General features: G+C 70.2%; 23 protein-coding genes. 10 read left to right on the plus strand and 13 right to left on the minus strand.

Annotated elements, in window-relative coordinates; translation table 11 throughout:
• Positions 1-42: 42 nt before the first annotated feature.
• Entirely contained in the window at positions 43-369 is a 327-nt protein-coding gene (locus DNL27_RS01200; RefSeq protein WP_112234457.1) for a hypothetical protein, read from the minus strand.
• 748 nt (positions 370-1,117) lie between these two features.
• The gene (locus DNL27_RS01205) at positions 1,118-1,483 is read right to left on the minus strand and encodes a hypothetical protein (RefSeq protein ID WP_019309748.1); all 366 of its coding nucleotides are present in this window, start codon (positions 1,481-1,483) and stop codon (positions 1,118-1,120) included.
• A gap of 139 nt (positions 1,484-1,622) precedes the next feature.
• Between DNL27_RS01205 and DNL27_RS01210 the strand changes: the two genes are divergently transcribed.
• The gene (locus DNL27_RS01210) at positions 1,623-2,138 is read left to right on the plus strand and encodes a MarR family winged helix-turn-helix transcriptional regulator (RefSeq protein WP_019309749.1); all 516 of its coding nucleotides are present in this window, start codon (positions 1,623-1,625) and stop codon (positions 2,136-2,138) included.
• Positions 2,139-2,228: 90 nt separating this feature from the next.
• Here the strand turns inward: DNL27_RS01210 and DNL27_RS01215 are convergent, their stop codons facing one another.
• On the minus strand, positions 2,229-2,486 hold the full coding sequence (locus tag DNL27_RS01215) for a hypothetical protein (protein WP_019309750.1): 258 nt from the start codon (positions 2,484-2,486) through the stop codon (positions 2,229-2,231).
• 147 nt (positions 2,487-2,633) lie between these two features.
• Between DNL27_RS01215 and DNL27_RS01220 the strand changes: the two genes are divergently transcribed.
• Entirely contained in the window at positions 2,634-3,149 is a 516-nt protein-coding gene (locus tag DNL27_RS01220; RefSeq protein WP_059281663.1) for a GNAT family N-acetyltransferase, read from the plus strand.
• 47 nt (positions 3,150-3,196) lie between these two features.
• The gene (locus tag DNL27_RS01225) at positions 3,197-3,883 is read left to right on the plus strand and encodes a metal-dependent transcriptional regulator (RefSeq protein ID WP_012397199.1); all 687 of its coding nucleotides are present in this window, start codon (positions 3,197-3,199) and stop codon (positions 3,881-3,883) included.
• 112 nt (positions 3,884-3,995) lie between these two features.
• Here the strand turns inward: DNL27_RS01225 and DNL27_RS01230 are convergent, their stop codons facing one another.
• Entirely contained in the window at positions 3,996-4,349 is a 354-nt protein-coding gene (locus DNL27_RS01230; protein WP_012397200.1) for a VOC family protein, read from the minus strand.
• Between the two features lie 126 nt (positions 4,350-4,475).
• Here DNL27_RS01230 and DNL27_RS01235 point away from each other — a divergent pair, with 126 nt between their 5' ends.
• Positions 4,476-5,090 (plus strand): CGNR zinc finger domain-containing protein, encoded by a 615-nt coding sequence (locus DNL27_RS01235; RefSeq protein WP_055085566.1) that lies wholly within the window; start codon positions 4,476-4,478, stop codon positions 5,088-5,090.
• A gap of 121 nt (positions 5,091-5,211) precedes the next feature.
• Here DNL27_RS01235 and DNL27_RS01240 read toward each other — a convergent pair whose 3' ends face one another.
• The 4 genes from DNL27_RS01240 to DNL27_RS01255 all read right to left on the minus strand — a co-directional run bounded on the left by DNL27_RS01240 (position 5,212) and on the right by DNL27_RS01255 (position 8,502).
• Positions 5,212-6,081 carry a metal ABC transporter permease gene (locus tag DNL27_RS01240; protein ID WP_112234458.1) on the minus strand — a complete coding sequence of 290 codons (870 nt, stop codon included), beginning with the start codon at positions 6,079-6,081 and terminating at the stop codon, positions 5,212-5,214.
• Positions 6,078-7,028 (minus strand): metal ABC transporter ATP-binding protein, encoded by a 951-nt coding sequence (locus tag DNL27_RS01245; RefSeq protein ID WP_112234459.1) that lies wholly within the window; start codon positions 7,026-7,028, stop codon positions 6,078-6,080. The genes DNL27_RS01240 and DNL27_RS01245 overlap by 4 nt, the downstream gene beginning before the upstream one ends.
• Complete coding sequence (locus DNL27_RS01250) at positions 7,025-7,942, minus strand: metal ABC transporter substrate-binding protein (RefSeq protein WP_112234460.1); 918 nt, start codon at positions 7,940-7,942, stop codon at positions 7,025-7,027. Before DNL27_RS01250 ends, DNL27_RS01245 begins: the two co-directional genes overlap by 4 nt.
• An 86-nt stretch (positions 7,943-8,028) precedes the next feature.
• Positions 8,029-8,502 carry a DUF805 domain-containing protein gene (locus DNL27_RS01255; RefSeq protein WP_112234461.1) on the minus strand — a complete coding sequence of 158 codons (474 nt, stop codon included), beginning with the start codon at positions 8,500-8,502 and terminating at the stop codon, positions 8,029-8,031.
• 189 nt (positions 8,503-8,691) lie between these two features.
• On the opposite strand from DNL27_RS01255, the gene DNL27_RS01260 reads away from it, so the two are divergent.
• Positions 8,692-10,794: a glycoside hydrolase family 15 protein gene (locus DNL27_RS01260; protein ID WP_112234462.1), complete on the plus strand. Its 2,103-nt coding sequence runs from the start codon at positions 8,692-8,694 to the stop codon at positions 10,792-10,794.
• A 280-nt stretch (positions 10,795-11,074) separates the two neighbouring features.
• Positions 11,075-14,683 carry a bifunctional proline dehydrogenase/L-glutamate gamma-semialdehyde dehydrogenase gene (locus DNL27_RS01265; RefSeq protein WP_112234463.1) on the plus strand — a complete coding sequence of 1,203 codons (3,609 nt, stop codon included), beginning with the start codon at positions 11,075-11,077 and terminating at the stop codon, positions 14,681-14,683.
• Positions 14,684-14,899: 216 nt separating this feature from the next.
• Here DNL27_RS01265 and DNL27_RS01270 read toward each other — a convergent pair whose 3' ends face one another.
• On the minus strand, positions 14,900-15,103 hold the full coding sequence (locus tag DNL27_RS01270) for a hypothetical protein (protein ID WP_019309759.1): 204 nt from the start codon (positions 15,101-15,103) through the stop codon (positions 14,900-14,902).
• A gap of 78 nt (positions 15,104-15,181) precedes the next feature.
• Between DNL27_RS01270 and DNL27_RS01275 the strand changes: the two genes are divergently transcribed.
• The gene (locus DNL27_RS01275; protein WP_019309760.1) at positions 15,182-15,574 is read left to right on the plus strand and encodes a VOC family protein; all 393 of its coding nucleotides are present in this window, start codon (positions 15,182-15,184) and stop codon (positions 15,572-15,574) included.
• 24 nt (positions 15,575-15,598) lie between these two features.
• Here the strand turns inward: DNL27_RS01275 and DNL27_RS01280 are convergent, their stop codons facing one another.
• Positions 15,599-16,111, minus strand: coding sequence for a GNAT family N-acetyltransferase (locus DNL27_RS01280; protein ID WP_112234464.1), 513 nt, complete (start codon positions 16,109-16,111; stop codon positions 15,599-15,601).
• 109 nt (positions 16,112-16,220) lie between these two features.
• Between DNL27_RS01280 and DNL27_RS01285 the strand changes: the two genes are divergently transcribed.
• Together DNL27_RS01285 and DNL27_RS01290 are read left to right on the plus strand one after the other, a co-directional pair.
• Positions 16,221-16,469 carry a type II toxin-antitoxin system prevent-host-death family antitoxin gene (locus DNL27_RS01285; RefSeq protein WP_112234465.1) on the plus strand — a complete coding sequence of 83 codons (249 nt, stop codon included), beginning with the start codon at positions 16,221-16,223 and terminating at the stop codon, positions 16,467-16,469.
• A gap of 9 nt (positions 16,470-16,478) precedes the next feature.
• The gene (locus tag DNL27_RS01290; protein WP_112234466.1) at positions 16,479-16,769 is read left to right on the plus strand and encodes a type II toxin-antitoxin system RelE/ParE family toxin; all 291 of its coding nucleotides are present in this window, start codon (positions 16,479-16,481) and stop codon (positions 16,767-16,769) included.
• 97 nt (positions 16,770-16,866) lie between these two features.
• On the opposite strand, the gene DNL27_RS01295 is transcribed toward DNL27_RS01290, so the two are convergent.
• A complete protein-coding gene (locus tag DNL27_RS01295; RefSeq protein WP_112234467.1) occupies positions 16,867-18,180 on the minus strand; it encodes a VWA domain-containing protein in 1,314 nt (437 codons plus the stop codon).
• 177 nt (positions 18,181-18,357) lie between these two features.
• Positions 18,358-18,651, minus strand: a complete 294-nt coding sequence (locus tag DNL27_RS01300; RefSeq protein ID WP_112234468.1) for a GNAT family N-acetyltransferase — start codon at positions 18,649-18,651, stop codon at positions 18,358-18,360.
• Between the two features lie 310 nt (positions 18,652-18,961).
• Here DNL27_RS01300 and DNL27_RS01305 point away from each other — a divergent pair, with 310 nt between their 5' ends.
• Positions 18,962-20,155 (plus strand): glutathione-independent formaldehyde dehydrogenase, encoded by a 1,194-nt coding sequence (locus DNL27_RS01305; protein WP_112235718.1) that lies wholly within the window; start codon positions 18,962-18,964, stop codon positions 20,153-20,155.
• Between the two features lie 113 nt (positions 20,156-20,268).
• Here the strand turns inward: DNL27_RS01305 and DNL27_RS01310 are convergent, their stop codons facing one another.
• Positions 20,269-22,932 (minus strand): excinuclease ABC subunit UvrA, encoded by a 2,664-nt coding sequence (locus DNL27_RS01310; protein ID WP_112234469.1) that lies wholly within the window; start codon positions 22,930-22,932, stop codon positions 20,269-20,271.
• Between the last annotated feature and the right edge of the window lie 24 nt (positions 22,933-22,956).

Below are 22,956 nucleotides of genomic sequence, written 5' to 3' on the forward strand. Positions count from 1 at the left end.
CGCAACAGGTCCGGCCACCACTTGTCGTGACCGGGGCGCCCCTCAGCCGGGGGTGGCCTCCCGCTTCGCCCGAGAAGTCAGGGCCACGCCGCGGTTGTGCCGCACGGTGAGAATGAGCGACGGCATCATGAACGCGACCACGGCGGCGGAGGCCCATGCGCCCATCTCCTGGACTCCCCAGATCGCGCCCCACATGAGCAGACCAAGACTGGCCGCCAGCACGAGGTAGAAAACTGCGGGACGTCGAGGACTGTGCGGCGCGCGCCCGAAGATCACCGGCAGTCGGGAGTTCTGGTTGGCCGCTGCCACCATGCGCATGACGCAGAAGTTGAGCAGCGCCCCCAGAGCGATGACGATGAGCCACACCATTGCCGATACCGCCTCACGTTGCCGAAATTGATGGTCGTCGTGCAGGGCCCGCGACTGTACCCGTCGGCTGCGGGTCCACCCGTCAGGCGCGCCAGGGCGGTGAATGTCGGCGCCGGTGCTCGCAGGAGAACTGCGGCAGCGGCTCCGGTGCGGTTGTGAGACCCGGAAGATGACATGACCGTTTTCGGTCGGGACAGACAGGCATTGTGTGCGGTCCCCTCCGGCGCGAATCTGCCGGAGCCGGGAGGACGGCACCCTACCGAGGGGCGTCCACTGCGGGGTCCTGTCCTCGGCGCTCCACCGCACGGTTGTGCATCCACAGCCGCGCCATCGGGGGGACGACCACGGGAAGGAGGACCAGGAGGCCCCAGTACCCCAGGGAATCGGTGACCACGAAAGAACCGGCTCCGACCAGAATGACGCCTACGATGCGCAGAACGTAGGTCCGAGGGGGATTGTGCGGGGGCAGACCGGCCCACATCGGTATCCGCGATGCGGCGTTCGCACGGCTCAACTCGTGGATGCCCCAGAAGTAGCAGGCTGCGCCGACTGCTATGAGGAGTACTCCGGCCATGGCATGTCCCGCCCTTTCTGCCCGGGTCGGCCCAGGCTGCGTCTGCGGCGTTCAGGGCTCGCGACTATACCCGTGAGCTGCGGGCTGCTCCCTTATGTCTCACGGTGGTGCTGAGGCTCGAACGCCCTGCTGCTGCGGGACAGGAAGCTGAGGCGGCGTCGTCGTGCGGGAAAGTCAGGCCGCGACGACCGGCGCCTGCGGCGCGGGCTGCTCGGCGGTGGTGTAGTCCAGGGTGACCTGCGCGAACGGGGAGCCAATGATCGCTTCCAGGCCTGGGAGGAGTTCGTGCCGGATCTCGTCCTTGATGCGCTGGTTCTCGGGGCTGGGGGTGAACGCCAGGGTGAGGGTGAGGTGTGGCGCCCGGGGATCACCGGTGATGGCGAACTCTGCGGAGGACACGGAGGGGTACACCTGCACACCCCTGGTGGCGGCGCGGGCCACGGAGGCGAGGGACACCTGCTCCTCGCGGTCTCCCGCGGGCGCGGAAACAACCGGGGGGACGTTGGCTGCGTCCGGTGCCGGGTCCTGTGCGAGCAGCATTGCGAGCCCTCCGCTCCTCCTGAACAGGGCTTTGGGGGAGCGGCGACAGGTTGATGATGAAACTAACTGTTAGCTAATCTACTGGACCTATGCAGACGACATGTGCACCAGCCGCGAATCGCGCCGAGAACGACGCTGTATGACGTCCGAACCCGCCGTCCCCCGGCACTTCTGGTACGACGACTCCGTGGAGTCCGCGAGCGGCGTCGACGTTCTGAACCTCCTGCGCCGCTACCGCGACGCGGAGACCACCATGCGCTCGCGCGTGCGCGCGGACATGGACATGGGCGAGAAGGACATCCTGGCTCTGCGGCACCTGATCTCGGCGGACAAGACGGGCACGGCTCTGCGCCAGAAGGACGTCGCCGCGATGCTCGGGATCACCAACGCCTCCACGAGCGCGCTGGTGGACCGCCTGGTCCGCGACGGCTACGCCGAACGCATCCCCCACCCGGACGACCGCCGGTCCGTGGCCGTGGTCCCCACCGAGCACGGCACGGAAGAGGTCCGCACCACCCTGCGGGACATGCACGGTCGGATGATGGCCGTGGTCAACGAGATGTCCGCTGCGGAGCGGGACGTGGTGGCGAACTTCCTGCGGAGGATGATCGAGGGCGTCACGCAACCGCCGGCGGCACCGCCGCTCGGTGAGTGAGTCGACCCGGTGAGACCCCGCGCGGACGGTGCGGTGGCAGCGCTCACCCACCGGTGGCGAGACGGCGGAGAGCCCTCATGCCCGCAGCAGCTAGGGCGCGAAGATCAGCATGGCCATGACGAACACGGACGCCACCAGGATGCACAGAATCATGGGCAGGTAACGGCGGGAGAGGCCCCCGGTAATGGCCCCACCCAGTGCCACGGGCGCCGACAGCATCCACACGGGGTTGTCCAGCACCGTCCCCACCACCAGGATGGCCAGGGCCACGAAGAACAGAACCCAGGGGACCGCTGGATGGATGCGGTGCTTCCCAGGGGTGGAGGGCGTGTAGCGCTCGTACGACATGGCGGATTCACCTTCCAGGGTCGAAGCCCAGGCGATGAGGAGCGCCCGGATGTCCACGGTATCGCCTTAGGAATTCTCCGGCGCCGTTGGGAGAGGTGCGTTGCGGCATTCCCGCGCTCAGATGCTTTGGGGGAGCACTATGAGGGCATGACGCCCACAAAGCCCGTTGTCGAACTGCGAACCGCTACAGCGGCGGACGCAGAAACTTACGCACTCTGGGGAACCGACGAGCTCTTCTGCCGGGCGGCGGAATGGACCCTTGGGATCCCGCTGGCCGATCGCGCGGCCTCGTTACGAGGCCTGAACACGGCCCCGCCCGTCGACCTCCTGCGCTTGAGCGCCTGGTGCGACGGGGTACTCGTGGGGTATGTGGATATTCAGGGCACTGAGCCCACCCGGCGTGAACTGGGATACCTCATCGGTCCGAGCACTTCATGGGGGCGGGGGCTGGGCCTGGCCGCTGCGCGGGCCGGGGTCCATTTCGCTTTTGACCGCATGGGGCTGGGGACGGTCTGGGCGGAGGCCCTGGATGCGAACGCCGCGTCAGTGAAGATCCTGCAACGACTGGGTATGACAGAGACCGGGCGAGGTGCGGCGTCCACCTACCTCGGCCGGGCCACGCACTACCGTCAATTCAGCTTGGACCGCTGGAGCAGGACCTGACTGCCGCCGCCAGAGCTCCCGGCTCCCGTTTTGCTAGTCTCCCCATCATGTCGGTCGCGAAGCTCTCGGTGAGCCACCAGAACTACCTGAGGGCCATCTGGAACCTGGGGGAGTGGTCTGCGGAGCCCGTCAGCACCTCCGCGGTGGCCGCGAAGGTCGGTCTGCGACTGTCCACCGTCTCGGATGCGCTCAAGAAGCTCACGGAGCAGGGTCTCGTGGCGCACAGCCCGTACGGCGCCATCGAGCTCACCGAGCAGGGCCGGGCGCTCGCGGTGGAGATGGTGCGCAGGCACCGGCTGATCGAGACCTTCCTGGTGGAGATGCTCGGCTACCGCTGGGACCAGGTCCACGACGAGGCGGAGCACCTGGAGCACGCCGTCTCGGACTTCATGATCGACCGCCTGGACGACCTCCTGGGGCGCCCCTCGCGCGACCCGCACGGCGATCCGATCCCCGCCAAGGACGGCACCATCACCTCTCCCGACGCCGTCTCCCTCACCACCGTCCCGGACGGTTCCCGCGTGCGCGTGGAACGGATCTCGGACCGGGACTCGGGACTGCTGCGCTTCTTCGCCGAGCAGGGCATCGGCGTGGGGGTCCCCCTGGACATCCGCTCCGGCGGCCCCTACTCGGGCTCGGTCCAGGCCGTGCTGGACGACGGCGCTCGCAGCGTCCCCCTCGGGCAGACCGCCACCGACGCGGTCTGGGTCTCGCTGGGCGAGGTCGGTTCCTGACAGGACCGGGGCCGTCGAGGCGAGCCCGGCAAGCCCAACGACAGAGAGGGGTGCGAAGGCGGAGACTTTCTGTCCCGTGGCCCTCGGGCGCCACCCTGTGCCAGGCCGCGGGTCAGAGGATGCAGAACTCGTTGCCCTCGGGGTCCGCCATGACGGCCCAGCCCAGGTCGTGGCGGCGGTCGTCGACCATGACTGCCCCCAGTCGAAGTGCCCGCGCGACCTCCTCCTCCTGGGAGGCTCCCTGGGGAACGAGGTCCATGTGGGCCCGATTCTTCACCTTCTTGGCGTCCGGGACCCGGAAGAAGAGCACGATGTAGCCGTCGGGGGTCACCAGGTAGCACTCGTCGGAGCCCGGGTGGTAGCAGTCGGGTTCGTGGATCGCCCAGTTCGTGAGCTCGCGCCAGAACTCGGCGACGGCGTGCGGGTCGATGGCGTCCCAGGTGGTGTGCGACAGGCGGAGCGACATGAGGGGTCTCTTTTCTCGAGTGGCCGGCCGGTGCGTGGCTCTCACGGGTGAAATTGCTGTTGCTTGTGAGAGTCAAACCCGGATCCCCCTCACATGCAAGACTTGACCTGTCTGTGAGGAGGGTGCATGGCGGCGTTCAGCCACATTTCGGGCGACCGGATGCTCGACCTGGTCAACACCGTGGAGTGGCGGCTCGGCGGCCCCGCGCGGGAGGAGGATCTGACCTCCTACGACCGCGTGCTCACGTGGTGCCGGGAGTCCGGGCTGCTCGATGCGACGGAGCAGGAACAGCTCCGGGTTCTTGCCGGAGAGGATCCGTGCACCGCCGCCGCTGAACTGGATCGGGTTGTTGCGCTGCGCGAGCGGCTCTACGAGGCCCTGTTCCACGGTGACGAGCACGCCGCAGAGACCATTGCCACTGCCTTCCGGGACACCCTGGGCCACTCCCACCTGTCCCGGCGCGGTGCGGGCTGGTGCTGGTCCGACAACGAGCTCACGCTGGCGACCGTCCGCCACCGCATCACGCGCGGCCTGGTGGAACTCATGAACCGGGACGACCTCGACCGCCTCCACCAGTGCGAGGACGCCACCTGCGGATGGGTCTACCTCGACACGTCCCCCCGGCGGAACCGGCGCTGGTGCGTCACGAGAGATTGCGGGGACCGGAACCGCTCCCGTGCCTACTACGCGCGGCAGCAGGAACGGAAGCGTGCCGCCCGGGCCAGGGACCGGAGCTCATAGCGCTGCCGCTCGGGCGGCGAGGCATGGCGGGGAACGACGCCTGCTCGACGCGCACACGCAGGTCTCGTGTCGCAGGGGAAGGGCACGGGACACCCCGACCCTGCCCGGGCGCGGAGGCGACCTACCCCGCCACCGCCCGCCGGCGACGTTGTGCCGCGAGTCTGCTGCCCAGCACCCCGTGCGCGGGGCTGAGCAGGTACGCGAGCGCGAAGGCAGCGGCGTGGACGAGCACCACCAGCCCGCCGGGGGAGGCGTTGAGCCAGTAGCTGAGGTAGATGCCCAGCACCGCGGACGTGGCCGAGACGCACGGCGCGATCACCAGCATGGCCCCGAACCGGTCGGTGAGCAGGTGCGCGGTGGCGCCCGGGATGATGAGCATGGCCACCACGAGCACCACTCCCACCACCTGCAGGGCGGCCACGGAGGTGACCGCGAGCAGCCCCAGCAGCAGCCCGCCCAGGAACCGGGGGGAGAGCCCGATCGCGTGGGCGTGCTGGGGGTCGAACGCGTAGAGGGTGAGGTCCCGCCGCTTGAGCACCATCACCGCCAGCGCCACCACGGCCAGCGCGCAGATCTGCAGCTGCTCCGCCGCGGAGATGCCCAGCACGTTGCCGAAGATGATGTGGGTCAGGTTTGTCTGGCTGGGGGTGACCGAGATGAGCACCAGGCCCAGCGCGAACAGGGACGTGAACACGATCCCGATGGACGCGTCCTCCTTGACCCTGCTGGTCCCCCGCAGCCCGCCGATCAGCACCACGGCCAGCACGCCCGCGACCAGTGCCCCCACGGTGAACGGGATGCCCAGGATGTAGGCGAGCACCACGCCGGGCAGCACCGCGTGGGACACGGCGTCGCCCATGAGCGACCACCCCACGAGCACCAGCCAGCACGAGAGCACCGCGCACACGGATGCCGCGGCCACGGTGGTGACCAGCGCGCGCAGCATGAACTCGTACTCCAGCGGCTGGGTGAACAGCTCCAGGGCGCTCATGCGCGGCCTCCTCGGTGCGTGGTGGGTGCGCCGGGTTTCGTCGCGGCGGCGGATCCGTTGCGCGGGGGCACGACGCCGCCCGGGGTCGTGACGGTGCCCGGCGCCGGGGTGTCCCCCGCGGCAGGGCCCGGTGGCGGACCCTCGTGGGCCGCGCCCGCGGTGAGCGGCGTGCGGTCCGCGGGAGCGGCGTCGTCGTCCCCCGGGGACCGCGTGGAGGACGGGTCGGAGAGCACGTCCAGGCCGAACGCGCGCACGAGGTGCTCGGGTGCGAGCCCCTCCGCGACCGGCCCGTGGAAGAGCACGTGGCGGCGCAGCAGGACCACGCTCTCGGCGAGCTGCGGCAGTGCGTGCAGGTCGTGGGTGGCCACCACCACCGCGCAGCCCTGTGCGGCGAGCTCGTGCAGCAGCCTCACGATGGTCGCCTCGCTGCGCTTGTCCACGCCCGCGAACGGTTCGTCCAGGAGTAGGGTCCGCGCGCCCTGGGCGATCGCCCGGGCCACGAACACGCGCTTGCGCTGCCCGCCGGACAGCCGCCCGATCTGCCGCCCGGCCAGCTCCGTGAGCTCCACCCGTTCCAGCGCGTCCGCCACGGCGGTCCGGTCCGCGGGACGCGCCCGCCGGGTGGGGCCCATGTGCCCGTAGCGCCCGGTCATGACCACGTCCCGCACGGACAGGGGGAACGTCCAGTCCACGTCCTCGCTCTGCGGCACGTACCCCACCACGCCCTGCTTCCGCGCGGTGCGGGGGTCCAGCCCGTCCAGCCGCACCTCGCCGGCCTCGAGCCGCACGGTGCCCATGAGCGCCTTGAACAGCGTGGATTTCCCGGAGCCGTTCATGCCCACCAGCCCGGTGACCTGCCCGTGGGCGATCTCCAGGTCCACGCCGTCCAGGGCGCGCACGCGGCCGTAGTCCACGACGACGCCGCTCGCCCGGATCGCGGGCGTCACCGCGCCCTCCCGGACAGGCCGTTGGCAATGGTGTCCGCGTCGTGGCGCAACAGGTCCAGGTAGGTGGGCACCGGGCCGTCCTGCTCCGAGAGGGAGTCCACGTAGAGGGTGCCGCCGTAGCGGGCGCCGGTGGCCTCCGCGACCTGCTGCATGGGCTTGTCCGAGACGGTGGACTCGCAGAACACCGCGGGCACCCTGTGCCGGTCCACGAACTCGATGGCGGAGCTGACCTGCTGCGGGGTGGCCTCCTGCTCCGCGTTGACGGGCCAGATGTACTTCTCAGTGAGCCCGGTGTCCCGCGCCAGGTAGGAGAACGCGCCCTCGCACGTGACCAGCGCGCGCTCGTTGCGGGGCAGGGCCTCCAGCTTCCGGGTCAGGTCCGTGCCGATCGCGCGGATCTGCTCCTTGTACTTCTCCCCGTTGTCCCGGAACTGCTGGGCGTGCTCTCCGTCCAGCTCGCTGAGTGCGGTGACGATGTTGTCCACGTAGCGCTCGCCGTTGCGCGGGCTCATCCACGCGTGGGGGTTGGGGGTTCCGGGGGTGTCGGCGATGTCCAGGGGTTCCACGCCCTCGGAGACCACCCTGTGGGCCACGTTGGCTGAGGAGGTGAACTGCTCGAGCCACTGCTCCAGGTGCAGGCCGTTGTCCAGCACCAGGTCCGCGCGGGAGGCCTTGGTGACGTCCTGCGGGGTGGGTTCGTAGTCGTGGATCTCCGCGCCCGGCTTGGTGATGGACTCCACGCTCACGTGGTCACCGGCCACCGCGGCGGTCATGTCCTGCAGCACGGTGAACGTAGTCAGCACGGTGGGCTTCTCGGAGCTGCCGCCGCCGGGCTCGGCCCCCGCGCAGCCGCTCAGCACCAGCACACCCGCGGCTGCGGTAGCCGCCACTGCCCATCCCGGACGACGTCCCATCCCAATTCCTCGCTCCCGTGGATCCTAAAGTTCGGTGTACCGAACTTTAGACCGGGGAGGTGGCCCGGGCAAGGAGCGACGCAGTCCTACCTCCCGGCGGGCATGACGGTCCCGGGGGCGGGCTGGGCGTCGAAGCGCACACCCCGCGGGTCCGGGGGCAGGGCGGCCATGATCAGCAGGGCGATGCTGCCCAGGAACGGCACGAGGATCAGCAGGTACAACCAGCCGGACAGGTTGCAGTCGTGCAGCCTGCGGACGTTCAGGGCGATGGTGAAAATGGTCAGAAGAAGGCCCACAACAAGAATTATCAAGGCCACGACGATCCCCAGGGCGCTGCCGAAGACACCGGTGTTCTCCAACCAGTTCTCGTTTTGGGCTTGGGCGAACTCCAGGGCGCCTGCGAACAGGAACGAGTACAGCGCGATCCACCAGTACTCGGAGCGGGAGGCTCTGCCGGAGAACTGGAACCCCTTGCGGAAGTAGTTGCCGATCGCCTTGATCGGACCCACCGGCTCGCCGGGCTGGGTGCCCCGGGCCGCGGGCTGGTACGGCATGGTCATGGGTGCTGTCCTCCTGCATTGGTTGCGGCCCCGTCCATGCGGTTCGAGGGCCGCAGAGGGCCCTGGAACCGCTCGGCCGGAAACCAGTGAGCCATCCACCGTACCGAGGATTCATTCAGCCCACATCGGCCGCACGGCCAGTGTCCCGTGCGAGGTGAGCCGCCCGCGCGTTCGTGAGATTCTGGGGGCATGGCTTCAAAGATCGAGGACTACGCCCTGCTGTCCAACATGCGCAGCGGGCCGCTGGTCTCCCGGCACGGGTCGGTGGACTGGTGGTGCGTGCCGCGCTTCGACTCCCCGGCACTGTTCGCGGCTTTGTTGGGCACCCCGGACCACGGCCGCTGGCTGCTCGCGCCGTACTGCGCGGTGGACGACGACGCCGCGGTGGACATGTCCCTGCCCGGTGTGATCGCGGTGGAGCGCTTCTACGCGGAGAACACGTTCGTGCTGCACACGGTGTGGTCCACGGACACCGGCACGGTGCGCGTCACGGACTTCATGCCGCTCAACGCCCGCACCGAGCTGATCCGCCGGGTGGAGGGCCTCACGGGTGAGGTGGAGATGTTCCAGGACCTCCGGCTGCGCTTCAACTACGGCTCGTCCGTGCCGTGGCTGAGCCGCTTCGACGTGCTCGAGGACGAGTCGGAGGACGCCGAGGCCGAGTCCGTGCTGGTGGGCATGGCCGGTCCGGACTCCGTGGTCTTCCACGGCGATCCGCTGCCGGAGGCGGATCCGGACAAGACCAAGCGCCGCCACGCGGGCTCGTTCACGGTGGCGGCCGGTCAGACCCGGGACTTCACGCTCACGTGGTTCCCGTCCCACGGCGTGCCCCCGGAGGCGGTGGACGTGAACGAGACGCTGACGGCCACCGTGAACCTGTGGCAGGAGTGGACAGAGCGCTACGAGCCCTACGACCCCCTCACGGATCCCGCGGCCATGAACCACACGGACCCGGACGAGCAGCCGCCCGCGCTGCACGCCTCCGGTGCGGGCGCCGGGGACCTCGACACCTCCGAGCGCCCCTCGGCACGGGACGTGGGTCGTCACGGGGACCGCCCCCACCACGAGGGCGCCGCCCTGGGCGGGTTCACGCTCACGGCCACGGACGACGAGCCCGCGGACCTCGTCCGGCGCAGCCTGTTGGTGGTGCGCGGACTGATGCACCAGGCCACGGGCGGGCTGATCGGTGCCCCCACCACGTCCCTGCCGGAGGTCGTGGGCGCGGAGCGCAACTGGGACCACCGGCTCTCGTGGCCCCGGGATGCCGCGTCCGCGCTGGAGGTCATGCTGGACCACGGCCACGACCGTGAGGCCGCCCAGCTGCGCAACTGGCTGCTGCGCGCGGTGGCCGGGGACGTCAACAACCCCTCGAACATCTACACGCTGGACGGCTCACCCCAGATCCGCGAGCGGCTGGTGGACCTGCCGGGTTACGAGCGCTCGCGGCCCGTGCGCGACGGCAATTCCTCCGGCAGCCACTACCAGTCGGACGTGGCCGGGCACGTGCTGCGCGTGTTCGAGATGCTGCGCCGGCGCGGTGTGCAGGAGGACCACCTCTCGTGGCCGCTGCAGCAGGCGCTGCTGCGCGCCGTGGTGGCCAACTACGAGGAGAAGGACCAGGGCATCTGGGAGATGCGCGGCGAGCCCCAGTACTACACGCACTCGCGCGTGATGATGTGGGCCGCCATGCAGGCGGGTGTGGACGCGGTGCGCATCCACGGCCTGCCCGGTGACGTGGAGACGTGGGAGGAGCACCGGGACCAGCTCGCGCACGAGATCTGGACCAGCGGCTACGACCCCCAGGTGGGATCGTTCGTGCAGTACTACGGCTCCACGGACGTGGACGCCTCCCTGCTGCACCTGCCCATGGTGGGCTTCGTGGCCTACGACGACGAGCGCATGCTCGGCACCGTCCAGCGCATCCGTACCGAGCTCACGGACAGCTCCGGGCTGCTGCACCGCTACCGCAACCTGCCGCAGCTCACGGACCTGGACGACGTCGAGGCGTTCGCGTCCTCGATCGGCCAGGACGGCTTCGCGGGCCAGTCCGCGCCGTCCGTCTCCGCCACGCTGCAGCTCGCCGAGCAGCTCGCGCTGTGCGGGCACACGCAGGACGCGGTGCGCCTCACGGACGTGGCCCTGGGCACCGCCAACGAGCTGGGTCTGCTGCCCTCCACGTACTCGCCCACCCAGCACCGCGCCACGGGCAACTTCCCCCAGGTGGAGGCGCACCTTCGCCTGATCCGCGTGCTCGACATCCTGCAGGCGGAGACCGCCCCGGACGCCTCCTGACGCAACGGGCCACGACGCCGCCCGGGGAGCCGTGCACGGCCGCCGGCAGCCGGGTGCGGGGCGCGCGGGAGGCGGCCGTGCGGCGTCGTCGTGACCCCCGTGCGAGGCGGACGACGGTGCGGGGCGTCATGTGCCGGGTTCGGGGCGGAACCGATTACTGGCGACCCAGAGGCGCACGGTAGCGTGAGCGCACCAGCTACGCCGGGCCCGGTGTGACTCGGCTGGTGGCCGAGGGAGTGCCTCGGCACCGTCGCCGGGCCGAGACCTTGGAGGCGCTGCAATGGCACGCACCGTCAATACCGTGACTGATCCCCACGCCCTCGCCGACTCCGCCGTGGAGCTCGTGCGCACCTGGCTGCAGCGGGCGCAGGAGAATCAGCGCAGGAACAAGCAGAAGAACCCTGCGGAGGACCGTCTGGCCGCCGTGCTCCAGGACCCGAACGGGCTGGAGTTCACGGTGGGCTTCGTGGACCGCGTGATCCGCACGGAGGACACGAAGGCTGCGGCAAAGGCGCTGCAGGACATCACCAAGCTGACCCCGCAGTCCATGTCCGTGGCGGACCGTGCGCAGATCCAGGCGGGCACCGTGCTCTCCGGAGCGCTGCCCTCCGTGGTGGTCCCCGCCGCGCGCACCCGGCTGCGCCAGATGGTGGGCCACATGGTCGTGGACGCCCGCCCCGGGCCGTTCGGCAAGTCCGTGAAGAACATCAAGCAGCAGGGCCACCGGCTCAACATCAACCTCCTGGGCGAGGAGGTGCTGGGCGAGGACGAGGCCAAGAAGCACCTCGCGGACGCCGAGGGCCTGCTGCGCCGCGACGACGTGGACTACGTCTCCCTGAAGGTCTCCTCCGTGGTGCCGCAGCTGTCCCACTGGGGCTTCGAGCGCACCGCCGAGCGCGTGGTGGAGCGGCTGCTGCCGCTGTACGAGACCGCGGCCACCAAGGGCACCGGGAAGATGTTCATCAACCTGGACATGGAGGTCTACTCGGACCTGGAGCTGACCATCGAGGTGTTCAAGCGGCTGCTCGACAAGCCGCAGCTGAAGAACCTCGAGGCCGGCATCGTGGTCCAGGCCTACCTCCCGGACGCGCTCAGCGCCGTGGAGCGGCTCTCCGAGTGGTCCGCGCAGCGCGTGGCGGACGGAGGCGCCCAGATCAAGGTTCGCCTGGTCAAGGGCGCGAACCTCGCCATGGAGAACGTGGACGCCGAGATGCACGGCTGGCCGCTGGCCACCATGGAGTCCAAGCAGGCCACGGACACCAACTACAAGCGGGTGCTGGCCTGGCTGTTCCACCCCGAGCGCATGAAGGGCATGCGCCTGGGCGTGGCCGGGCACAACCTGTTCGACATCGCGTTCGCGCACCTGCTCGCGGAGCAGCGCGGCGTGACCGAGCGCATCGAGTTCGAGATGCTGCAGGGCATGGCCACCGCGCAGAGCGAGGCCGTGGCCACGGACGTGGGCCAGCTGCTGCTCTACGTTCCGGCCGTGAAGCCCGCGGAGTTCGACGTCGCCGTGTCCTACCTGGTGCGCCGGCTCGAGGAGAACTCCGCGAGCGAGAACTTCATGTCCGGGATCTTCGACCTGGGTCCGGACAACTGGGTGTTCCAGCGCGAGGAGGGCCGCTTCCGCGCCGCCCTCGCGGACCTCGAGCAGGACCCGCAGGTGCCCTCACCGCGCCGCGTGCAGGACCGCAGCGCGGAGACCGTGGGGGAGACCCCCACCATCCCGCTGGACGAGCCGTTCCGCAACGAGCCGGACACGGACGTCTCCGTGCCCGCCAACCAGCGCTGGGCCGAGACCCTGGCCGAGAAGATCGGCAGCAGCGAGTGGTACGCCTCCGTGGCCGTGCCCGAGCTGCTGAAGGACTTGGACCAGGACTCGGACGAGGCCGTGCAGGCCGTGAACGACGTCGTGGCCACCGCCAAGGCCGCAGGCACGCGCTGGGCGGACACCCCCGCCCGTGAGCGCGCCGAGATCCTCAACCGCGCCGCGGACATCCTCGCCGCGCGCCGCGGCCACCTCATGGCCGTGGCGGGTGCCGAGACCGGCAAGGTGCTGGAGCAGGCGGACCCCGAGGTCTCCGAGGCCGTGGACTTCTGCCGCTACTACGCCCGCCGCGCGCTGGAGCTGGAGTTCGTGGACGGCGGCGACTTCGTGCCGCACGCCGTGACCGTGGTGACCCCGCCGTGGAACTTCCCGCTGGCCATCCCCACGGGCACCACCGTGGCGCCACTGGCCACCGGCTCGGCCGTGATCCACAAGCCGTCCCCCGAGTCCCGCCGCTGCTCCACCGCGGTGTGCGAGGCGCTGTGGGAGGCCGGTGTGCCGCGCGACGTGCTGCAGCTCGTGGACGCCGTGGAGGGCGAGGCCGGCAAGACGCTGATCTCCCACCCGGACGTGGAGCGCGTGGTGCTCACCGGCGCGTACGAGACCGCGCAGCTGTTCGCCTCGTGGGATCCGCAGCGCCCGCTCACCGCGGAGACCTCCGGCAAGAACGCCCTGGTGATCACCCCCAGCGCGGACCGGGACCAGGCGGTGTGGGACCTCGTCTCCAGCGCCTTCGGGCACGCGGGGCAGAAGTGCTCCGCGGCGTCGCTCGGCATCCTGGTGGGCTCCGTGGCCACGTCCGAGCGGTTCCGCCGCCAGCTCGTGGACGCAGCCTCCTCCATGGTGGTGGACTGGCCCGTGAACCTGCAGGCCACCGTGGGCCCCACCGTGGAGCAGCCCTCGGACAAGCTCCTGCGCGGGCTCACCAAGCTGGAGCCGGGCGAGGAGTGGCTCATCGAGCCGAAGCAGCTGGACGACTCCGGTCGGCTGTGGCGTCCCGGGATCCGCACGGGCGTGAAGCCCGGATCCTTCTTCCACCTCACCGAGTGCTTCGGCCCCGTCCTGGGGCTCATGTCCGCGGACAGCCTCGAGGAGGCGGTGGAGCTGCAGAACGCCACCGACTACGGGCTCACGGCGGGCATCCACTCCCTGGACGCGGACGAGATCCTGCGCTGGATCGACTCCGTGCAGGCCGGCAACCTCTACGTGAACCGCGGGATCACCGGTGCGATCGTGCAGCGCCAGCCGTTCGGTGGTTGGAAGCGCTCCTCCGTGGGTCTCGGCGCGAAGGCGGGTGGCCCCAACTACCTGGCGTCGCTGGGCCGCTGGAAGCGCGCCGGGTTCTCGGACTCCAGCACGGACCGGGGTGCGGCCGGTGCGTGGGTCCTCGATCCGCGCGTGCACCGCGCGCTGGACGCCGTGACCCCGCTGATCTCGGCCGATGACCTCGTGTGGCTGCGCCGTGCCGCGCAGTCGGACCAGTCCGAGTGGCAGCGCGAGTTCGGCCAGGTCAAGGACCCCACCGCCCTGCGCAGCGAGGCCAACCTGTTCCGCTACCGCCCCCGCACCGTGGTGGTGCGCGCCCAGGAGGGTGCGTCCCTCACGGACGTCCTGCGCGTGGGCCTCGCGGCCGTGCGCTCGGGTTCGCAGGTGGTCCTCAGCGCCGCGGACTCGCTGCCCGCAGCCGTGAACGGGCTGTTCGCCACGGTGCTGAACCCGGCGTCCGACGCCGAGTTCGCGCATGCCCTGGGCACCGGCTCCCTGGGCCCGCTGGGTCAGCTCTCGGACCTGCGCGCCCTGGACGACGACGCCCTCGACGTCCGCCACGGCGCCCGCGTCCGCGTGATCTCCCCGTGGGACGGCTCCGAGGAGGACCTCAAGGACCTCTACGCGGTGCGCGCCGAGCACCCGGACATCGCCCTGATCACGGAGGACGTGGTGGGCACCGGGCGCGTGGAGATGATGTACATGCTGGCCGAGCAGGCCGTGTCCATCACCATGCACCGCTTCGGCAACCACAGCCAGTCCATGCAGCGGGTGGTGGACGAGCTGGTGCGCTGACCCGGCGGCGTCGTGCCTGACGCCCGGCGCTCGGCGGCCTGCGGGTCCCGGGGGCCGGGCGCTCGCAGGCCGACCGGCTGCTGGCCCCGGACATTCGAGGTCTGGGATCGGAGCGAACGCGAGCCGCGCTCCCGGGAGGCCGGGGGCGCGGCTCGTGTCATGTCCGGGTGCGGTGGGGCGGTGCGACCCCGCGAAGCGCGGGCCGCTTCGAGGGTCTCAGGCTCGGTGGGTGTCCCTCCGCTGCTGACCGCGACGGATGCCGCCGGTCACCACCAGGAGCAGTGCCACCAGCAGCAGTGGCCAGCCGATGAGGCCGCGCCAGGCGAGGTCGGTGAACGTGATCAGCGCCGCGGCCGCGACGGCCAGCAGGACGCCGAGAACGACGAGCCAGGGGGCTCGGGACGAAGTGGTGGTAGCCATCCCACCACGGTAGGTGCGACCGGGGAGGCGGCACCATGGTCGAACGGCCAGTCTTTTCGAGGGTGGCACCAGGGATCCATGACGGGATTTCATCATGTCGAAGTGTGGGTGGCTGATCTGGCTCAGGCGCGGTCCGAGTGGGGTTGGCTCCTCGAGGAACTTGGGTTCAGCCAGTCGGGTAAGTGGGTTGAGGGCGAGTCCTGGTCAGGAGGGGGCGCTTATCTCACGCTGACCACGTCGCCAAATCTTTCCGGTGCTGTCCACGACCGTCGAGCCCCGGGGATGAACCATCTCGCATTCACCGCGGGCCGATCCGCACGTGTGGATGAGATCATGCGAGCTGCCCCCGAGCATGGCTGGCGCCCGCTGTACCAGGAGCGCTATCCCCGTGCCGGTGGCCCTGAGCACTATGCTGGCTGGCTGGTGAATTCCGCAGGATTCACAGCGGAACTTGTGGCTGCGGGGGCTTGATGGTGTCCTGATCCCGTACAGAGATCACTGCGCGCGGGATTTGATGTAGGTTACTTCTTCCACGTCGCGCCCATCTGTGCTCAGAGAGCGGGAGGCGAGCGTCATTCCCACCCGCTCACACAGCAAGCGGGAGGCCCGGTTGTCAGCATCGGTTCGCGCACTGACCCGGGTGAAGCCCCATGCGCCGAGGGCTGCGGAGAGAACACCGGAGACAGCTTCGGAGGCCAGGCCCAGCCCCATGTAAGCAGGGTTGAACACGTACCCGATTTCGGCGGCGTTGTCCGCGTCGGTCCACGTCAGCCCCACCTCGCCCACGACTTCCCGGGTGGCGCGGAGCTCGGCCAGGAGCACCAATTCGTCGCCGGGTCCATTCAGCTGTGCATCGGCATAGGTATCGATTTCCTCGCCAGTTTTCTGGCGGGTCCACGTTCCTGCACTCAAGTAGCGGGCGACATCTGCTCGGGACCGGTAGGCATAGACGGCATCGATGTCAGCGGGGCAGGGCCTGCGAAGTAGGAGACGACTGGTCTCAATCATGTCCGAATACTAGTCCTGGGGACAAAGCCAAAGCACCAATTGAATATCTGTTCGCACATCACTACCCCCATCAGCAGCGGTGCAAACGTACAAGGTGCACGCTTTCGGTATGGTCTCCGTGACGCTTTCCCAGTTCCGCAACCAGCAGAGCGACTACATCGCAATAGCTCAGCGCGAGCCAGTCGAGATCACCTCGAGGGGCGCGGGACGACGCGCCGTCGTGGTCTCGCCCGAGTTCTACGACCGTGTGGTGGCGGCCCTCAAGGACGTGGCCGATGCCCGGGCGGCGGCAGAAGCGCGCGCCGAGCAGGAGCCACGGGTCTCCCACGAGGACCTGCGGCGAGAACTCGGCATCTGAGACCCTGCCATGGCCTACGCGATCAGCTATGCGGCCTCGGCGTCGACGACGCTGCGCAAGCTGGGCCAGCGCACTGCGCGGCGTCTTCGGGAAGCAATCGGGAAACTTGCCCGGGCCCCACGCCCACCGGGCTTCATCCAGTTGAAGGGCGGCGCGGGGGAGATGCGTATCTGGGTGGGCGACCATCGCGTCATCTACGAGATCCTCGATGGGGAGCTGGTGATCCTGGTGCGGAGGATCGGACACCGTCGGGAGGTCCACCGCCAGATCCGAGGTGTTCTCAGCGCCCGAAGCGCATGAGGTGCATTTCTGCCCGCCTAGTCGCGAAAATCCTTGGCAGAACCGCACCTCACGCGTCGCCGCCCGAGACCGCGCCCGCGTCTGCGACGGGCGCCCCTCAGGCCCCCGTCAGCGCGTCCACGAACACCTTCTGGATGTCCTGCGGCGTGCGCGCCACGTGGGACGAGCCGCCGGTGGCCTCCGCGATCTGCCGCAGCACCGTGGCGTCCGCGTCTTTCGAGACCCCCACGGTGATGATCCGCACCGGGTTCTCGGCGTCCTGCTCGGCCTTCAGCGTGGAGAGCAGCTCGTCCAGCGCAATCGAGTCGGGGTCGTGGTTCATGCCGTCGGACAGCACGATGACCGTGCGCAGGTGACCGGGGGCGTCGTCGTGGAGCACCTGGCGGTAGGCGGCCAGGGTGGTGTCGTACAGGCCTGTGTAGCCGTCCGGGGAGAACGTCAGGGACTGGACGTCCTGGGAGAGCTGGTCCCGCTGGGTGCCGCCGTCCACGGAAGCGGAGAGCTCGCGCACCGGGGTCACGCTGCGGTAGTCCTTGTCCCCGTCCAGGTGCCGCTCGAACGTCCACAGCCCGAGGGCGTCGTGCTCGGGGAACAGCCCCACGGCAGTGGTGGCCGCCGCCTTGGTGAGGTCCATGCGCGTGGAGCCGTCCGGCAGGGCCTTCGTGCCCATGGACCCGGAGACGTCGATGGCCACGAGGGCGTGGAACGGCTCCGCGAGGTGCTGCCACTGCCCGAGGGCCTGCGTCAGGGCGGCGTCGTCCGCGGTGGGTGCCTCGGAGGCGGGGCGGTCGCCCGGGGTGCTGGCCACGAGCGTCGTGTCCGCGTGCCGGGAGCGGTAGTCCTCCCATTCGCCGCGCGTGACCACGGTGGCTGCGGGGTGCTGCGCGCCCGCGGCATACGCGGGGGCGCTCGGGTCCGCCGCGGGCGCAGTGCTTGGTGCGGGGTCCTCGGCGACCTGCTGCAGGCGTCGCGCCGCGTCCTGCACGGGGGCGGCGTCCCCCTCCGTGCGGGCGCGCCGCTTCATGGCTTGCTCGGTGGCCGCGCGCTCCGCCTGACCGTCCCGCGCCTCGCCCAGCGCACGGGAGATCAGCTCGCGGGTCCCGGTGTCCTCGCCCGGGGCGCCCAGCTCCACGGCGGGGTCCTGCAGCACTGCGGCCCACGTTCCCGCTGTGGTCTTCGACGGGCCCACGACGACGGGCTCCTCGCCTGCCGCGCTCGCGGCACTGGAGGGGCCGTTCGCGTCGGAACCGCCGGGGGCGGCGGCGTCGTCCGGGGCCAGGCGGGAGAGCGCGAACACGGTGGAGGCGATGATCGCCAGCACGGCGAGGGTGATCCACAGCAGGGCCCTGCTCGGGCCTCGGCGCTCGGCTCGGTGGGCGGCGTGGCCGCGCTGCTTCTCGGGCTCGGTCATCTCGGTGTTCCCCCGTCCGGCGTGGGACCCCGGTGGACGACGTCGAACGGTCACCCCCGGCGCGCCCCCGCACGCGGCAGCCGTGGCAGGACCCCCGTGCCGGGGTGCTGCCACGCCCCGACGTCCCTTCCGGGATCCACCCTACGGTGTCGCAGGTCACACCGGGCGGAGCCCGGCTCAGCCGAGGCGTGCGAACGGTTCGGCGTACTCGTAGCATCCGTGCGGGCCGCGGTACTCGCCCGGGTCGACGCCGCCGCCGTGCCCCAGCGGCGCGGCCTGGAAGAACTCGCCCCACTCGGGCTCCCCGGTGATGCCGATCCGGGAGGCCGGGACGAACCCGAAGCGTGAGTAGAATTCCGGGTCGCCCAGCAGCACCAGGACCGCCTGCCCGGCCTCGGCGGCGCGCTGGACCAGGGCGGTCATGAGCCGTGAGCCGATGCCCTCGCCCTGCCGGGCCGGGTCCACGGCCACGGGGCGGACTCGAAGGCGAGGGCGGCTAGCGCGTGGACGGCCGCGGCGTCGTTGGAGTGCTCGGGGCGCAGCTGGCGGCTCATGCGGTCATTGCGCCCGCAGCGGTAACCGGGCCCGTCGCGAGAGCCGCCGGAGGGGATGAGAACGGTTCACAGCGCAACGGAGAACGCTTTTCAGCAAGGCCCAGTTCAGGGAAATTTCTGGCATTTCCCCAGGGCATCGGCAAGGATGGGCCACGGTGCCGCCAACCGACGGCACCGTCCCTGTGGCCCCGCGCCTCGCGTGCGACGGGTCCGAAGGAGTGGTGAAGATGGCAGACGGCAATCGCGCAGTAGTGTTCCACGGCACCGGCAACATGCAGGTGGACACGGTGGAGTACCCAAAGCTCGTCATGCCGAACGGGAAGAAGGCCCCGCACGGCGTCATCCTCAGGATCGTGGCCACGAACATTTGCGGTAGCGACCTGCACATCTACCGCGGCTCGTTCCCCGTGCCTGAGGGCATGCGCATGGGCCACGAGATGACCGGGGAGGTCGTGGAAGTAGGCTCGGACGTCGAGTTCTTGAGCGAGGGAGACCTCGTCTCCGTGCCGTTCAACGTGGCGTGCGGCCGTTGCCGTAACTGTCGTGCCGGACGCACCGAAGTGTGCGAGACCACCAACCCGGACACCGCGTGCGCCGCGTACGGGTTCAACCTGGGCAACTGGGACGGCGGACAGTCTGAGTACATGTTCGTGCCGTACGCGGACTTTCAGCTGCTGCGCTTCCCGGACCGGGACCAGGCCATGGAGAAGATCCGGGACCTCGCTCTGCTCTCCGACATCCTGCCCACCGCATTCCACGGCCTCATGGAGGCGGGCGCCAAGCCCGGTTCTACGGTCTACATCGCGGGCGCCGGGCCCGTGGGCCGTTGCGGGGCCGCCGCGGCACGGCTGCTCGGGGCGTCCTGCATCATTGTGGGCGACTACAGCAAGGAGCGGCTGGATCTCGTGCGGCAGAACGGCTGCGAGACCATCGACCTCTCCGAAGACGTCCCGCTGACCGAGCAGATCGAGGCGATCCTGGGCGAGCCCATGGTCGACTGCGCGGTGGACTACGTGGGCACCGAGGCCCACGGCATCGGCTCCGAGGCGGAGAACATGGATCCCGCGTACGCCGTGAACCAGGTCCTGGACGCCACCCGCGCGGGCGGTGCCACGGGTATCATCGGCGTCTACGGCCCGGATCCGCTGGCATCCTCGAAGGCGGAGCAGGAGGGTACGTACCCCATCGACTTCGGCAAGGCATGGATCAAGTCCCCGCGCATCTCTGCTGGCCAGGCGCCCATCATGCACTACAATCGTCAGCTCATGATGTCGATCCTCTGGGACCGCATGCCGTACCTGAGCAAGATGCTCAACACCAAGGTCATCAGCCTCGACGAGGTGCCTGAGGCCTACGCGGCCTTCGATGCCGGCTCGGATGACAAGTTCATCATCGACCCGCACGGCATGATCAAGGCCTGAGCAGCCGCCGTCTGACCGGACCGAGTCCGGACAGACGGAGGAACCGCGGACGACGACGAGCCCCACCGTACGGCACTCACGGTGGGGCTCGTCGCTGCTTGAGAAGGTCTCCGTCAGGCCATGACGGCCTTCAGGTACGGTGCTGTGGCGCTGTCCGCGTGCGCGGCGACGTCGTGCGGGGTGCCCGCCGCGACCACCCGGCCGCCGTCGGCTCCCGCGCCGGGGCCCATGTCCACCACGTGGTCCGCCTGGGCGACCATGCGCATGTCCAGCTCGGCCATGACCACCGTGTTGCCCGCGTCCGCGAGCCCCTGCAGGTGGTTCATGAGCCGGTCGCTGTCCGCCGGGTGCAGCCCCGCGGTGGGCTCGTCCAGCACGTAGAGGGTGTCCCCGCGGGAGGCCCGCTGCAGCTCGGACGCGAGCTTGACCCGCTGGGCCTCACCGCCCGAGAGCTCCGTGGCCGGCTGGCCCAGCCGCAGGTAGCCGAGCCCCACGTCCCGCAGCACGCCCAGGCTGTGGTGGATGGAGTCCTCACCCTCGAAGAACGCGTGCGCCTCGTCCACGCTCATGCCCAGCACGTCCGCCACGGAGCGCTCCCGCCACAGCACCTCCAGGGTGCTCGCCTTGTACCGGGTGCCGTGGCAGTCCGGGCACGGGGCGTACACGCTGGGCAGGAACAGCAGCTCCACCATCACGCTGCCCTCGCCCTCGCACGTGGGGCAGCGCCCGCCCACCACGTTGAACGAGAACCGCCCGGCCTTGTACCCGCGCTCCTTGGCCTCGTCCGTGGCGGCGTAGAGCTTGCGGACGTCGTCGAACAGCCCCGTGTAGGTGGCCACGTTGGAGCGCGGCGTGCGGCCGATCGGCTTCTGGTCGATCACGACGACGCGCCGCACGCCTCGCGGCACCGAGGTGACCTTCCCGCGGACGTCCTCGGCGGCGTCGTCGGCCGTCAGCAGGTCCGACTCCGGATCGCCCGTGATCTCCTGGGGCTCGCCCGTGCGCTGGCCCAGGCGCTCGCGCACGAGGACCGGCAGGGCCTGGCTGACCAGGCTGGACTTGCCGGAGCCGGAGATGCCCGTGACGGCGGTGAGGCACCCGGCGGGGAAGCTCACGTCCAGGCAGCGCAGGTTGTTGCGGGTGACCTCTTCGAGGGCGAGCCATCCGCGCGGCGTGCGCGGTGCGCGGGCTGCGGGAGCGGTGGCCTGCTCCGGGAAGAGGTAGCGGCGCGTCGCGGACTCGGGAACGTCCGCGAGGCCCCGGGGATCCCCGCTGTAGAGCACGCGCCCGCCGCGCTCGCCGGCGTCGGGGCCGATGTCCACGAGCCAGTCCGCCTCGTGGATCACCGTGAGCGAGTGCTCCACGATGAACAGGCTGTTGCCGCGGTCCTTGAGCCCGTGCAGGATCCCGATCAGCGCGTCCAGGTCACGGGGGTGCAGACCCGCGGAGGGCTCGTCCAGGACGTACGCCACCCCGAAGAGCTTGGAGGAGAGCTGTGTGGCCAGGCGCAGCCGCTGCCGCTCACCCCCGGAGAGCGTGGGCGTGGTGCGGTCCAGGGAGAGGTAGCCCAGGCCCAGGTCGATCATGGGCTGCAGCCGCGCCACGAGGTCTGCGGCCAGGCGCTGGGCGGCGGCACGCTTCTCCACCGAGAGGTTCGGGGTGCGCCGGACGTCCGGGGCGGCGTCGTGCGAGGCCCCTCCCTGCGCCACCCGCGAGGCGGTGGAGGCCGCGCGGGACTCGGCGTCCAGCACGTGGTCCGGCAGGTGACCGGCCTCGCTCGGGGTCCAGCCGTCCGCGGCCACGGCGCGTGCAATCTCCGCGAGGCGCGCGAGTGGGAGGTGCGAGAACGCGGCGATGTCCAGGCCCTCGAACGTGACCGACAGGGCCTCCTTCTTGATCTTCTTGCCGTGGCACTCCGGGCACAGCTCGCTGGTGAGGTACTGGGCCGCGCGCTTCTTGGTGCTGGGGCTCTTGGCGTTCGCGAAGGTGTCCAGCACGTAGCGCCGCGCCCCGATGAAAGTGCCCTGGTAGGTGGGCTCCACACCCTCTTGCTGGGCCTTGCGCGTCTGGTTGGGGCTGAGCCCGCGGTACACGCCCACCGTGGGGCGCTCTTCGGTGTAGAGGATCCAGTCGCGGTCCTTCTGCGGGAGGTCCTTCCAGGGGGTGTCCACGTCGTAGCCCAGGGACACGAGGATGTCCCGCTGGTTCTGTCCCGCCCACGCCACGGGCCAGGAGGCGACGGCGCGCTCGCGGATGGTCAGGGACGGGTCCGGGACCATGGAGTCCTCGGTGACCTCGTACACTCGCCCGATGCCGTGGCAGGTGGGGCAGGCGCCCTGCACGGTGTTCGCGGAGAAGTCCTCCGCGTAGAGCATCCCCTGCCCCGGGGGGTACCACCCGGCGCGCGAGTACAGCATCCGGACCAGGCTGGACAGCGTGGTCACGGTGGCCACGTCCGAGCGCGCTCCGCCCCCGCCGCGCTGCTGCTGGAGGGCGACGGCAGGCGGCAGCCCCTCGATCACGTCCACATCCGGGATGCCCGCCTGGTCGATGAGCCGCCGCGCGTACGGCGCCACGGACTCCAGGTAGCGCCGCTGCGACTCCGCGAACAGCGTGCCGAACGCGAGGGAGGACTTCCCCGAGCCGGACACCCCCGTGAACACCACGATGGCGTCCCGGGGCAGGTCCAGGGAGACGTCCCGGAGGTTGTTCTGGCGCGCGCCGCGCACCACTACGCCGTGCTGCCAGGATGCGGTGCCGTTCTGCTCGATAGTCACCCCGGCGACGATACCCGAGGCCGA

Source organism: Kocuria sp. BT304 (genome assembly GCF_003290245.1).
GTDB classification, from domain to species: Bacteria; Actinomycetota; Actinomycetes; order Actinomycetales; family Micrococcaceae; genus Kocuria; species Kocuria rhizophila_A.